We start from the raw sequence: 13,575 nt of genomic DNA, 5'->3' as shown, positions 1-13,575 counted from the left end.
AGGACTGCCGATGAAGCGTTCTGCTAGTTATCGTATTATACGCATCGTCAGGATGGCGGTCGTGTTTTTTATTCAAATTACATTATTCCAGAAACGTCATCGAGGTAATTTCACTCCCGCTGTTACTGAAAAATGGAACTCGCTGGTTACGAATCAAGCAAAAGTGTATAAAAAGACAGCTCTTGAATTAGGTGGATTACTCGTTAAACTTGGGCAGTTCCTTTCTACACGTGCTGATATCATGCCTGCATCATTCATTGAAGAGTTAGAGGGACTTACTGATCAAGTAACACCGGTCCCTTCTGAAAAGGCACTACAACTACTAGATGATGAATGGGGAAAACCTCATAGTGAGTACTTATCAGATATTACATCGAAGCCTGTCGCATCTGCCTCAATTGGCGAAGTATACAAGGCAGTACTACATAATGGATCAGAAGTTGCTATAAAAATTCAGCGTCCAGATATTGAACGAATTTTGCGCGCTGATTTTAAAGCGGTACGAATTGTGATTTGGCTTGCGAAAAAGTGGTCATCATTAAGTAAACAGATCGATTTACATTTACTTTATAAGGAAATGACAGATGTAATTGGAGCGGAATTGAACTTTGTCGAAGAGATGAGAAACGGACGGGGTTTTTCCGAACGCTTTCCTAATATGATAGGTGTAAAGTTTCCCGTCTATTACGATGAATATACGACTCAAAAAGTGCTAGTAATGGAATGGATTGAAGGTTCTAAAATAACCGATCTTGCGTTTCTTGACAAGCATCATATCGATCGCAAAGATTTATCTAATCGGCTTTTTCGGTTGTTCTTAGAACAAATCCTTGAAGGTGGTCAGTTCCACGCAGATCCCCATGGCGGCAATATTCTCATACGCTCAGATGGTACACTCGTATTAATTGATTTCGGTATGGTAATAAATATTACAAAAGAAGATGCGGACGCGATGTTTGTCGTTACAGAAGGTATTATTTTAAAACAATACGATCGTGTTATCGATGGCCTCGAAACTTTGAACTTTTTACTACCTAATGCAAACCGTAAAGTATTGGCAAACGCAATTGAGAAAGTTGTTAAAGCGTACGAATCAAATGATTTATATGATATGAATAGTATGGTTGTAGAAAACCTTCTACAAGATCTGCAAGTCATTGTCCGAACACAACCAGTGCAAATGCCTGCAGAATTTGCATTTTTAGGTCGTGCAGTCTCTGTTTTTGTTGGCGTACTGTATATACTAGATCCTGAAATAGATCTACTCGCTATTACCCGTCCCCGTTTAGTTGAATGGGCCAAAAAAAAGAGTAAAGATCAGAATCCCTTCACGAATAACAAAGAATTCCAACGCACCGTATTAAACGGCATTGGACAAATTCGTAGTTTCGGGCCAAAAGTCTCCTCATTCTTGGATCAACCTTCATTGATTCATATGTATCTAAAACAACGAGATATAGATCAACGTACATTTCAAGTGAAGATGCAAAACCGTCTATTCGCCGGAGTTATCGCAGTTGGATCTTTCGCAACACTTGCTTACAGCTTGATAGACTCCTATACCGAACTAGCAATTGCATCAGGTAGTATACTGCTTATTTCATTTTGGAGATATCGTCGCTTAGGAAAATAAAAAATCAGAGGCTCTGTAGCCTCTGATTTTTTATTTATGTAATGATCCGCTGCTGGATGTAACTTTTTAGCCCTTCGACCGAATATACATCTCGCTTTGGAATAATATATGCACTCACCGTACTCGTGTATATATAGAAATAATCCGCGTCTTCTATTAACTGTTTCACGCCAGCCCATTGTACCTTTGTTTCACCAACCGCAGTCTGATCCGCTATGCCTGTCTTATTCATCTTCATAGAATGTTCTCCAACAAGTCCTTCATTCTTACCAGCCCTAAGCATCTTGCTCACTTGTCGTGTAATATGAAAGTAAAAATACTTAGGATAAAAAATCACCCATAGAATAGCTGTTAATCCAAACGTGGCGAACAACGGACCTTTCGCCATATCAGTAAAAATAGATAAAAAATACGCAAACAGTAAAAATATTAGCGGCGATATATATCGTTGCCAGTGCAATGAATTTTGACCGACTTTAGAATTTTTCACATGATATAAATTAAAAGCTACCACATCTTCTTCCGTTAGTTCATAGTGGATTTCCATTTAGTCCTCCTACAAGGTGTGCTGTGTCATTTAACAGCAAGCAACTTTTCTTTTCTATATTAATTATAGTCAATGAAGTGTTGTCGATCTTTATTGTATATGAATCATCTTCCATCAGAGCCACAATGATACGTTTAATAAAACTACCGTGACTTACGACGATCAGACGTTGATTAGGATTCTTCTGGACCTGATCATTGACAAATTCAAGGCCTCGCGCTACAATATTTTCTGCCGTTTCAAACTGTAAATCCAGTTCCCTCCACTGGGGACCCCACTTCTGTTGACGTTCTGGTTCCGTCGTTCCTTCAATTAATCCGCCACTCCGCTCGCGCAGTCGCTCGTCTTCCACGACTTCAATCCCCGACTCACTAGCAATTAAATCTGCTGTCTGTCTAGCGCGTGTCAAAGGGCTAGTGAAAATGGCGTCCCATTCCTCATCCGCCAAGCGCACTGCCAGTTTCTTTGCAGTCTCTACCCCCTCTTCGTCCAATGGAATATTCGAACTTCCTTGTGCACGTCCTTCCTTATTCCAAGCAGTCACCCCATGCCGGACAAAACCAATAATGGTCAATTCAATTCCTCCTAGATATTAGGTCTGAAAGATGGCGTTCGTTTAATCCATAGATAATTTAACACTACGCCAAGTAATAATACAAATGCCCCGAAATAAAACGGATAATCCACGTCAACATCAAATAAGGCACCACCGATGATTGGACCGAATACATTTCCAATACTCGTGAACATCGAGTTCATGCCACCGACAAATCCTTGTTCATTTCCCGCGATTTTCGATAAATAGGAAGTTGCTGCCGGTCGTATCAAGTCAAACCCTACGAAAATAATCATGGTAACAGCCAGGACGGAAAAATAACTTTGCACGAACGTTGTCAGAAAAACTAAAATGGACGAAAAGACTAAACAGAAAAAGATTAGACGTTTCTCCCCTATCGTTCTCGCAAGCTTGTCGAATAACATTACTTGAGCAACTGCTCCGAGCAAGCCGCCCCCTGTAATGATGATCGCAATATCTTTCGGCGTGAATCCAAACTTATGATCAACGAACAAACTGAAAATCGATTCAAATGAAGCGAGTCCGAAAGATAAAATCAATATAATAATAAAAACGATAAAATAATGACGTGCAAAAATACGCTTCAATCCAGGTTTAGTTGTATCCTCCGCTACCGCTTCTTGATAACGTTCCGGTTCATGCAATGCAATAAGGGAAAAGATCGCCGCAATCAAAGCCAGTCCTCCTGCAAAGAAGAAAGGAACCCGTGTACCGTATGTTGCTAAAAATCCGCCCACCCCTGGACCTAATATAAATCCTGTAGATATGGCAGCAGACATAAAGCCTAATGCCTTAGAGCGAGTTTCCATCGTTGTAATATCTGCAATAAAGGCAGTAACAGCTGGCATAATGAAAGCCGCACTAATTCCACCTAAAATTCGGGATGCAAATAGGACGGGCAACGTTTGTCCAATACCAAATAAAAATTCGGAAGAACTAAAAATGATTAATCCAACGACAATCATCTTTTTTCGACCAAATGTATCTACCCATCTCCCTGAAAATGGTGAAACAAACAACTGGGCCATCGCAAATGTTGCGACCATATAGCCAACTACCGTCCCCGATATATGTAATTCATTCATTAATCTTGGCATGACAGGTATAACTAATCCAATTCCCAAAAACGCAATTAGTAAATTGGTTAGTAGCAAACCTAACGTGATAGTTTCCTTTTTCATCTACTCTCTCCTACGCTCATTCTAAGTTGATATTGGAATATCATAGCAACCACTGTATAAAGTTACAAGAAGAATTGATTCAGTATTCACTGCTTCACCATTTTAATCTCATGAACTTTTCAATGAGTTGTTGCTGGGCATTTTCCTGTAATGGCCAGCTTTTAATTTCAGTCACGATTTGATCACGTGTGCCAAATCCTTTGACGAATCCATTTAATCTCGCTGCAAATGTCGAATGGATCAGTGACTCTTCAGAAGGATACAAGGAATGCAACTTCTCCAAGACATTCGGATAACGCCTCAAATAATATTTCTGATGGCGGTCTTCAGCTAGTGTGAAATGACTTAATGGTGTGATTTCGGTTTCAATTGGTTCACCAAGCTCTTTCTCCATTTCACCCTTTACTAAATCTATTATCTGTTTTTGTTGCTGGTTATGATAACGCAACGAAGAAACATATTGTTGCCCTCTATATTGATCACGATTTGGATAGTGGTTACGCCAAAAATATTGTAGTATTTCTCCATAAGAAATATTTGTCGGATCATAATCGATTTCGACAGTTTCAGTATGATCTTCCATCGTCTTGTATGTTGGTGCAGCCGTTGTCCCACCTGTGTAACCTACTCGTGTTCTTATAACGCCTGACAAGCTACCAAAACGTGCTTCAGGACCCCAAAAACATCCCATTCCAAATGTCGCAGTTTCCAATCTTCTGTTCTTCGTTAGCTCTTTATCAATTTCAATAGTAGTTAGCATAACGATTCACCCCTTTATGTTAATTGTACTATAACCAAAATATGATGATAAAAAACAGAGTCCATTTTAAAAAGGACTCTGCACTAAACGCTTTATGATTTCTCACATTTTTTCCACTCATCTTCTAACATTCCATATACGATTAAATCATGATAATGATCATATAAAAACTCTCCGTCACGAATGACTCCTTCTTTCATAAATCCTAATCGTTCAGGAATTGCCTGACTTCTTATATTGCCCGTAGCACACCGAATTTCTACGCGGTGGAGATCATATTCTTCAAATGCATAGTCAACCAATGAGGATACTACCGCAGTCATAATTCCTTTCCCCTGATAATCTTGAGCAAGCCAATAGCCAATACTCGTTTGCCTATTTGTATAGTTTACTGTATGGAATCCTGCAAAACCTGCCAGATGCCCTTTATACATAATACCCGCCTGGAATCCATCTTCATCAGCGAATTGTTGCAACCAAGAATGAATGATTGGACCATACTGATCCGCTTCCGTCATAGAATCAACCCACGGTAACCACTCACGTAAGTGTTCCCTTGATCCATTCACAACAGCAAATAATTCTTCTGCGTCTTTCTGTCCCACTAGTTTTAATGAAATATCCTCTGTTACTTGAAGCATAAACATAGCATAGCTCCTTTAATTGAAGTTATTTTTAGCACCTAGTCTATTTGCTTTATTCATCCCGAATATCTAATCCCAACATGGAAGCGAATTGAATTGCTTGTAAAGAAGATACGACACAACCATCCAATTCTTTCATAGATACTGTCATGCTCTCAAATTCTGAAGTTTTGATCTCCACTCCTTTTAGAGGTGTCTCATCAAAACTTGCAGAGTCCAAATTACATTTTAGGAAATATGTATGTTTCAGTTTACAATCGAAGAAATCTGCATCTCTCACTTGGCAGTTCTCGAAACTCACTCTTTCCCATCTTGCATGAACAAATGCAGAAAGGTTGCAAATACACTCCTCAAATAACACATCCGTAAATCGGGCATTTGTGAAATTGACACCAAGCATTTTACAATTATGAAAACTCACTCGGTGAATACTTATACCCGTCAAGTCTGCATTGGAAAAATCACAGTTTTCAAATCGAACATCTGTACCAAATAGCTCTGGTAGAAAAGCACCTTGAAAACTGGAATTCTTAATGAGCATGCTTGTTAATTGTGCACGTTCTATTGTTTGCCCATCTATTCGTGAATCAATAATACTTGCATTTTGTAGGAATGGATCCTCCTCGTGTAGTAAGTCTTGTAACTGTACCGTCGTTAAACGGTTGGGTATTTTAGGTTGATTTATTTTCATTTTTTCAAACTCCTATTCTTCAAGCTTTTTCAAAAGATTTATTGACTAACGAGTGGTATTATAATAAAAAGGGGTGACCATTATGGAAATTAATGATCAAGCACGTAAAGAGCTTTTAGCACAAGTAGAATACCTAACAGATGAAGTGATTAATAGACAACCCGCTGAAGACAGGTGGTCCATTAAACAAATTTTACAGCATTTATATTTAATGGAAGGTAGCGTTGCTAAAACTATTCAGATTAAGCTTGCTGCCGAAGACCAAAACATTACGATAGATAAGCCAATTCAACTCACTGTTGATCGTTCTAATAAAATAGAGGCACCCGATTTTGTGACACCAACTTTAGAATATTCTACTCTCCATGACTTGAAAAGCAAGCTCACAGCTACCCACTCGACTTTACACGATGTAGCTGAAAACGCAACGGAAGATCAATTAGCAGTAAAGTCTTATCCGCACCCTGTTTTTGGCGAAATGAGTCTTACACAATGGATTCCCTTTGTCGGCTATCATGAACAACGCCATATTGAACAAATAAAAGAAGTAAAACAACAACTCGGTATCTGATAAAGACCTCTACCATAACCTTTCGTTATGGTAGAGGTCTTTTCTCTATCGCTGAATATGGAAAATGGCTTGCTGTATACTTGAGAAGGTTTTTAATACTTGCTGAGGATCTTTAGCTGTTGCTAATTTATGTGCAAGAACCGGTGTGATGCCAGTAATATAAAGCTGACAACCCATAAGCTTCAGCACTTGCTGTATCTCTAGCAATCGATCAATAGAAGTTCCTTGTTGCCAATATAAACCTGTTATATCAATCATCACATGATCTACTTCATTTGAGTGAACGTAATCACTCAGTTTCGTAATCAATAGATTAAATCGTTCTTCCGTCATTTGACCAATTAATGAAACAGCCGCCAAATTATCATAAATTCTCATGATAGGTAACATTAATTGTTCTATTTCATAATCTTTCGTATGCAACTCTTCTATTTGTCTGTATTGTACTGAAACATCAGTTTGCGTACCAATACAATATGGTACATTATCAATTATAATTGGACGAAGATTAAGTCGATTCCAAAATAGGGTACCGTCTTTTTTATAATTTTTCAATACAATCGTCAAAGGCACTCTTTCTGAAACAGCCCTTCTGATCTTTGATACTGTAGTTGGATCTGTGTCTTTACCTTGAAGAAATCTACAATTACGTCCAAGTATTTCTTCTTGAGTATACCCTGTCAACGTTTCGAAAGTTTTGTTAGCAAAAATTATCGGATTATCCTCTTTTGAAGCATCTGTTACTAAAGCTCCCACTCTACTTCCATTAATAATCTCTTCCATCAATTGTCTTTGAACTGCTTGTGTTAATTTCTTGATTTCAATCACACCCTATCAATTCGAATGGTCTCTATTATTCCAATAGTAGCACAATATTCAATGTAACATACAAAACATCAGGACAACTATTGGAATTAATTTGATAGAAAAGAAAATCCCTCTGACACATACATAGTCAGAGGGATATCATCTTATACCCGTGCAGCTTGCATCTCAGCGAATTCTTTCTCTGAACATAATACAAAGTGTTCAGGAGCAACTTCACGAAACTCAACTTTTTCATCCGATCCATATTGATGGTCTTTTGGATTATATGGATGGCGTACTCGGGAACGTTCATAAATTGGATCTGGTAGTGGAATCGCTGACAGCAACGATTTTGTATAAGCATGCATTGGATTTCTATATAATTCATCCGCAGGAGCCATTTCCACCAGTTTACCAAAGTACATCACGCCAATACGATCGGAAATGTATTTAACCATCGATAAATCATGAGCGATGAATAAATACGTCAGTCCTTTTTCTTCCTGTAGTTCTTTTAATAAGTTGACGACTTGTGCTTGAATAGAAACGTCTAGCGCAGAGATCGGTTCATCTGCAATGATGAACTCAGGGTCTACAGCTAATGCACGTGCAATTCCTATACGCTGACGCTGACCACCTGAGAACTCGTGCGGATAACGCTCAGCATGTTCACGGTTTAAACCAACAGTCTCAAGCAAATCAATTACTCGTTGCTTCCGCTCCGTTTTGCCTTTTACTAGACCATGTATATCTAATCCTTCTGCAATTATATCCAAAACTTTCATCCGTGGATTCAATGAAGCATAAGGATCTTGGAAAATCATTTGCATTTTTCTATTCAATGCGTGATTTTCCTTTTTGCTTTTCGGTGCATGTACATCTACACCATTATAAAGAACTTGACCCGCTGTCGCATCATATAATCGGATCATAGTACGCCCTGTTGTGGATTTACCACAACCTGACTCCCCTACTAAACCGAATGTCTCTCCACGTTTAATAGCAAAGCTAATATCATCAATCGCACGGACTTCAGTAGATTTCCCTGCATTAAAATATTGTTTCAAGTTACGTACTTCAATTAAATTTTCTGACATCACACAGTACCTCCCGTCTGATCCACATAGTACCGGCTACCTTTAAAAGTCTTCATACGTTCAATAACAAGCGCGGGCGGTTCGACCTGTGGTGCTTGTGGGTGCAATAACCATGTCGCCGCATAATGCGTCTCACTCACTTTAAAGAACGGCGCTCGACGTTCCATGTCAATCCTCATTGCATATTCACTCCGCAAAGCGAAAGCATCCCCTTTTGGAGGATTTAATAAATCAGGAGGCGTGCCGGGAATTGCATACAACTTTTGATCTTCTAAATCCATAGATGGCATTGAGCTTAGTAATCCCCATGTATAAGGATGTTGTGGATTATAGAAGATTTCATCCACCGTACCAATTTCGACAATGCGACCACCATACATAACAGCTACTCGATCGGCTACGTTTGCTACTACTCCAAGGTCATGCGTGATAAATATGATAGACGTATCGGTCTTTTTCTGGATGTCTTTCATCAGCTCGAGAATCTGTGCTTGTATTGTTACATCTAGAGCTGTTGTCGGCTCATCTGCAATTAATATTTTAGGATTACATGCAAGCGCAATTGCAATTACGATTCGCTGACGCTGTCCACCAGAAAATTGGTGAGGGTACATCTTGTAACGATTTTCCGCATTCGGTATACCTACCAAATTCAATAGTTCAATTGTCTTCTTGCGTGCCTCCGACTTGTTCAGCTTTTGGTGTTTCAAGATTGGCTCCATGATTTGTCTCCCAATCGTCATAGTTGGGTTTAGAGAAGTCATCGGATCCTGGAAAATCATTGAAATATCTTTCCCGCGAATCTTTTGCATGTTTTTTTCAGGAATTTTTGTTAGATCTTTTCCCTCAAATAAAATTTCACCGTTTTTATATTCAGCACTTGATTCAGGAAGGAGTCGCATAATAGATTTCGTCGTTACGGATTTACCTGAACCCGACTCACCTACGATAGCGAGTGTCTCTCCTTTGTGTAAATCAAAATTCACGCCACGGATTGCTTTCACTTCACCTGCAAATGTGTGGAAGGAAAGCTCGAGGTCTTTTACTTCTAATATTTTTGTCAACTTGCTCTCCTCCTCTTAATCTTTCATTTTAGGATCTAGTGCATCGCGTAGCCCGTCACCTATCAAGTTAAATGCAATCATAAGAACACTGATGACAATGGCTGGGAACAATAGTACGTATGGCTGATTCTCCATCACTTTGTATCCGTCATTGATTAATGTACCCAATGAAGCAGCTGGTGGCTGAAGTCCGATTCCGATAAAGCTTAAGAACGCTTCAAAGAAAATCGCATTTGGAATCGTAAACATCGTATTAATGATAATAATCCCAAGCATGTTTGGCAATAAATGCTTCGTAATGATCTTTCCATCCTTGGCGCCTAGCGTACGTGAAGCCAATACGAATTCCTGTGATTTATATTTTAACGTCTGAGCACGTACAATACGCGACATCCCTATCCAACCCGTTATGGTGATCGCGACAATGATGGCGGTTATTCCAGGGTCCATAATCATGATCATCAAAATAACGACAATCAATGTAGGAATACCGATCAAGATCTCAACAATCCGTTGCATAATATCGTCTGTCCGGCCACCGAAGTATCCGGAGATTCCTCCATATGCAACACCTATAACCATATCAATGGCTGCGGCTACGAATGCGATAAATAAAGATACACGTGTTCCTTCCCATAGTCGTGTAAATAAGTCACGACCGAGACCATCCGTACCGAACCAATAGTATTCATCCACTTTTTTCATTTCGTATAAATCGACTTTCTTCCCTGCCAACTTACCATCCCCATCAAAAAATCCTGTAGCTTCAATTCCAGGTATTTTCGGCGGTAAATTTGCATGCCGTAAGTTTTGCGTGTCACCCGCATGTCCATTTAAGTGTGGACCGATGAGTGCCATGAGTATAACCAATAAAAGAACGACCATACTGACAATAGCTGCTTTATTTTTGCGGAGACCCAACCAGGCATCTTGCCAGAAACTCAAACTCGGTTTCTCTATACGTTCGGAATGATGCGCGTCGATTGTCACTCGCTCAAAATCTTCTGGCGTTAGTTTTTCTTGTTCATTTTCATTGCGCATTATCCCTTACCTCCAGACACGCGGATACGTGGGTCGATAACCCCGTATAAAATATCCACAATAAAAATAACTACAATAAGGAAAGCCGAGAACATTAATGTCGTACCCATAATCGTGGCATGGTCATTCGTCATGATAGACGATACGAATTGCTCACCAATTCCTGGAATCGCAAAAATTTGTTCTACAACAAGTGAACCTGTTACCAAACCAGCTGCAAGTGGTCCGAGAACTGTGATTAAAGGTATTAATGCGTTTCGGAATGCATGTTTGAAAGCAATTTCAAAACCATTAGCACCTTTCGCTTTAGCCAAAACAATATAATCTGAATTCAATACTTCTATCATCTCAGTCCGTATAAAGCGTGCGGATAGGGCGAGTGGCCCCATAGCGAGTGCAAGCGATGGCAGGACACTAGATTTCCAGCCGTCATTCCACAAGCCGACCGGTAATAGATGCCACTCTGAAGCAATCCAATATTGTAGCAATGATGCAAATACAAAGGACGGAATGGAAATACCGAGTATAGCCAAGAAAGTGCTTCCGTAATCCCAAAATGTATTATGCTTTAATGCTGCAAGCATACCAAGCAGGATTCCGACAATCGTCCCAAAGACCATCGCTTGCGCTCCCAAGATTAAAGAAGGTTTCAATCTTTTAGCCAATAAATCGTTAACACTTTTCCCTTTAAATACGAAAGATGTTCCCAAATCACCTTTTGCCAAGTTTTTCATATAGATTGCATATTGCACAGGCTTAGGCTTATCGATTCCATACTTCTTTTCAACAATCGCTTTTTGTGTATCATTCAATTTGTTGTAAGAAGCGATCGGTGAACCTGGCAAAGTTTGCATGAGGAAAAAAGAGGCCGTTGCAATTAAAATCAGCGTTATGAACATATAGACTATGCGTTTTCCAATATACTTAACCACGGTACGTTACACCTCCAAAAGAGTTTCTAACTTGTTTTGCAAGTAACCACTTGACATTTTTCGACAATAAATTAAATATTGCAACTATTTACTGTTACTAAAAAGAGAGTATATGGATATCTCCCCCATATACTCTCCCCTATTAAACTCAACTCTTTACTACGTTACACTTACTTACCTGACATATATGCCCACTTAAAGCTATAGTCTGCGCCAAATGGATGATCTACTAAGCCTTTAAAGTGAGGCTTATGCAAGAAGATCAAACCACGTTGATAAATTGGTGCAATTGCAGCGTCTTCATCAAGTAGAATCTTCTCAGCTTTTGCGAATGCTTCATAGCGTTCTTCCGGCTTAAGAGCTAGTTCGCCTTTTGAATCTTCAATCAATTTATCGTACTCAGGATTAGAGTAAGACATTAAGTTATTCGTACCATCTGTTACAAATAGATCCAAGAATGAAATTGGATCTTGGAAGTCTGGTCCCCAACCTGAAACTTGAATATCATAGTCCTGGTTGCCATCCAAATCCAAACGTACAGAGAATGGTACTTCTTTCAAAGAAATTGAAAGTCCTTCAAGGTTACCTTCTAATTGAGACTTGAAGTACTCGTCCATTTTCTTAGAAAGCTCTGTGTCTCCACCAAGAATTTCAAGATCTAGAGATTCAACACCTAGTTCTTCAAGTCCTTTTTTCCAGTGATCTTGTGCTTCTTCTACGTTGTACTCTAAATGATTACCGCTCAACTCGCGGAAATCTTTTTCGTTTTCATCAAATGCAAAGTTTGTTGGTACTAGGAAGTTTGCAGCTAATGAACCGTTCGCTAGTACTACATCTACCATATCTTCCTTTTCGAAAGATTTAGCAATGGCTTTACGGATGTTCTCATTAGCAAGTGGTGTTTCTTTACCATCACGCTCTTGGTTAAACTTAAAATAGAATACAGACGTTTCTGGTTGAATAACAGCTTCTTCATCATCACGGTACTGCATAGCTAGGTCACCGGAAACTCCAGCACGATCCAACTTGCCATCTTGATAAAGTTTAATTGCTGTTGCAGAGTCTTTAACAACGTTTACATTAATTTCAGTAAGCTTAACGTTTTCTGCATCCCAATAATTTTCATTCTTAACATAAGTCCAGCTGTCACCAGTTCCATCCCATTTAGTTAAAACGAATGGTCCGTTTGAAAGAAGGTTGTCAGAATTTGTTGCAAATGCATCTCCCTTAGAAGCTACGAACTCTTCTTTAAGTGGATAGAAAGTTCCGAATGACATAAGTGACAAGAAGTATGGTACTGGACGCTCAAGTTTTACTTCAAACGTTTTCTCGTCTATAGCTTTAACACCAAGCTCAGATACTTCCATTTTTTCTTCAGAGATTGCTGTAGCATTTTCCACTACACCAGACATCATGAATGGTCCGTAAGGTGAACCAGTAGCGGGATCAATTGCACGCTGCCAAGCATAAACGAAATCGTCAGCTGTAACAGGAGTTTCATCAGCCCACATTGCATCGCGAAGTTTGAATGTATAAGTCAATCCATCTTCACTAACTTCTGCTTCTTCAGCAGCCATTGCAGGTTCTGCAATGTTTTCTTGATTTAAACGGTATAAACCTTCGTTGATGTTATTTAATACATTGAATCCAACCGCATCTTCTACGATTGATGAGTCAACTGATGGAATAGCAGCAGATTCAGCTAAGTGCAATACTTGCTCAGCATCTGGCTCTCCTTCTTCATCTTTAGCATGCTGCTTTTCTTCTGGTTCTTCAGTTGCAGCATCCTTATCCTTGTCGTCCCCGTCTGCTGCTGGCTTGTCTTCATCTTTCGAACCGCCACATGCAGCTAAGAACATACTTAGCACTAATGTTAGTGCCATCAATAAAAGCCACTTATTACTCTTCAAATTGTTGACCTCCCCTTTGGTATTTTTGAAGTACTAGCTTGTTCATTATACAAGAAAAACTTATAGATGTAAACGCTAACATTTATATTATCTTAATTTTAAACTATTGTCGAAGATTCT

The 13,575-nt window shown here is 39.3% G+C and carries 14 protein-coding genes; 2 read left to right on the top strand and 12 right to left on the bottom strand.

Going from position 1 to position 13,575, the window contains the following annotated elements; translation table 11 throughout:
- Nucleotides 1-10: 10 nt before the first annotated feature.
- Nucleotides 11-1,633 (top strand): ABC1 kinase family protein, encoded by a 1,623-nt coding sequence (locus CSV64_RS09410; RefSeq protein ID WP_099634371.1) that lies wholly within the window; start codon nucleotides 11-13, stop codon nucleotides 1,631-1,633.
- Nucleotides 1,634-1,667: 34 nt separating this feature from the next.
- Here CSV64_RS09410 and CSV64_RS09405 read toward each other — a convergent pair whose 3' ends face one another.
- The 6 genes from CSV64_RS09405 to CSV64_RS09380 all read right to left on the bottom strand — a co-directional run bounded on the left by CSV64_RS09405 (nucleotide 1,668) and on the right by CSV64_RS09380 (nucleotide 6,033).
- Nucleotides 1,668-2,180: a YcxB family protein gene (locus tag CSV64_RS09405; protein ID WP_099634370.1), complete on the bottom strand. Its 513-nt coding sequence runs from the start codon at nucleotides 2,178-2,180 to the stop codon at nucleotides 1,668-1,670.
- On the bottom strand, nucleotides 2,164-2,754 hold the full coding sequence (locus CSV64_RS09400; RefSeq protein ID WP_099634369.1) for a histidine phosphatase family protein: 591 nt from the start codon (nucleotides 2,752-2,754) through the stop codon (nucleotides 2,164-2,166). The genes CSV64_RS09405 and CSV64_RS09400 overlap by 17 nt, the downstream gene beginning before the upstream one ends.
- 11 nt (nucleotides 2,755-2,765) lie before the next feature.
- Nucleotides 2,766-3,938, bottom strand: a complete 1,173-nt coding sequence (locus CSV64_RS09395; protein ID WP_099634368.1) for an MFS transporter — start codon at nucleotides 3,936-3,938, stop codon at nucleotides 2,766-2,768.
- A gap of 94 nt (nucleotides 3,939-4,032) precedes the next feature.
- On the bottom strand, nucleotides 4,033-4,698 hold the full coding sequence (gene msrA, locus CSV64_RS09390) for a peptide-methionine (S)-S-oxide reductase MsrA (RefSeq protein WP_099634367.1): 666 nt from the start codon (nucleotides 4,696-4,698) through the stop codon (nucleotides 4,033-4,035).
- Between the two features lie 92 nt (nucleotides 4,699-4,790).
- Nucleotides 4,791-5,345, bottom strand: a complete 555-nt coding sequence (locus tag CSV64_RS09385) for a GNAT family N-acetyltransferase (protein ID WP_099634366.1) — start codon at nucleotides 5,343-5,345, stop codon at nucleotides 4,791-4,793.
- A 49-nt stretch (nucleotides 5,346-5,394) separates the two neighbouring features.
- Nucleotides 5,395-6,033 carry a pentapeptide repeat-containing protein gene (locus tag CSV64_RS09380; protein WP_099634365.1) on the bottom strand — a complete coding sequence of 213 codons (639 nt, stop codon included), beginning with the start codon at nucleotides 6,031-6,033 and terminating at the stop codon, nucleotides 5,395-5,397.
- Nucleotides 6,034-6,115: 82 nt separating this feature from the next.
- Between CSV64_RS09380 and CSV64_RS09375 the strand changes: the two genes are divergently transcribed.
- Nucleotides 6,116-6,604: a DinB family protein gene (locus CSV64_RS09375; RefSeq protein ID WP_099634364.1), complete on the top strand. Its 489-nt coding sequence runs from the start codon at nucleotides 6,116-6,118 to the stop codon at nucleotides 6,602-6,604.
- A 45-nt stretch (nucleotides 6,605-6,649) separates the two neighbouring features.
- Here CSV64_RS09375 and ytvA read toward each other — a convergent pair whose 3' ends face one another.
- The 6 genes from ytvA to CSV64_RS09345 all read right to left on the bottom strand — a co-directional run bounded on the left by ytvA (nucleotide 6,650) and on the right by CSV64_RS09345 (nucleotide 13,455).
- Nucleotides 6,650-7,432, bottom strand: a complete 783-nt coding sequence (gene ytvA / locus CSV64_RS09370; RefSeq protein WP_099634363.1) for a YtvA family blue-light photoreceptor — start codon at nucleotides 7,430-7,432, stop codon at nucleotides 6,650-6,652.
- Between the two features lie 143 nt (nucleotides 7,433-7,575).
- Nucleotides 7,576-8,508, bottom strand: coding sequence for an ABC transporter ATP-binding protein (locus CSV64_RS09365; RefSeq protein ID WP_099634362.1), 933 nt, complete (start codon nucleotides 8,506-8,508; stop codon nucleotides 7,576-7,578).
- Nucleotides 8,508-9,572 carry an ABC transporter ATP-binding protein gene (locus tag CSV64_RS09360; RefSeq protein ID WP_099634361.1) on the bottom strand — a complete coding sequence of 355 codons (1,065 nt, stop codon included), beginning with the start codon at nucleotides 9,570-9,572 and terminating at the stop codon, nucleotides 8,508-8,510. The genes CSV64_RS09365 and CSV64_RS09360 overlap by 1 nt, the downstream gene beginning before the upstream one ends.
- 15 nt (nucleotides 9,573-9,587) lie before the next feature.
- A complete protein-coding gene (gene opp3C, locus CSV64_RS09355; RefSeq protein WP_099634360.1) occupies nucleotides 9,588-10,613 on the bottom strand; it encodes an oligopeptide ABC transporter permease in 1,026 nt (341 codons plus the stop codon).
- Nucleotides 10,613-11,545, bottom strand: a complete 933-nt coding sequence (opp3b, locus tag CSV64_RS09350) for an oligopeptide ABC transporter permease (RefSeq protein WP_099634359.1) — start codon at nucleotides 11,543-11,545, stop codon at nucleotides 10,613-10,615. Before opp3b ends, opp3C begins: the two co-directional genes overlap by 1 nt.
- Before the next feature lie 170 nt (nucleotides 11,546-11,715).
- Nucleotides 11,716-13,455: a peptide ABC transporter substrate-binding protein gene (locus tag CSV64_RS09345; RefSeq protein WP_099634358.1), complete on the bottom strand. Its 1,740-nt coding sequence runs from the start codon at nucleotides 13,453-13,455 to the stop codon at nucleotides 11,716-11,718.
- Between the last annotated feature and the right edge of the window lie 120 nt (nucleotides 13,456-13,575).

The sequence above is a fragment of the Sporosarcina sp. P32b genome, assembly GCF_002743335.1.
Lineage (GTDB): Bacteria > Bacillota > Bacilli > Bacillales_A > Planococcaceae > Sporosarcina.
The sequence above is the reverse complement of the archived record's forward strand: the minus strand, read 5'-3'. Positions and strand labels throughout refer to the sequence as shown.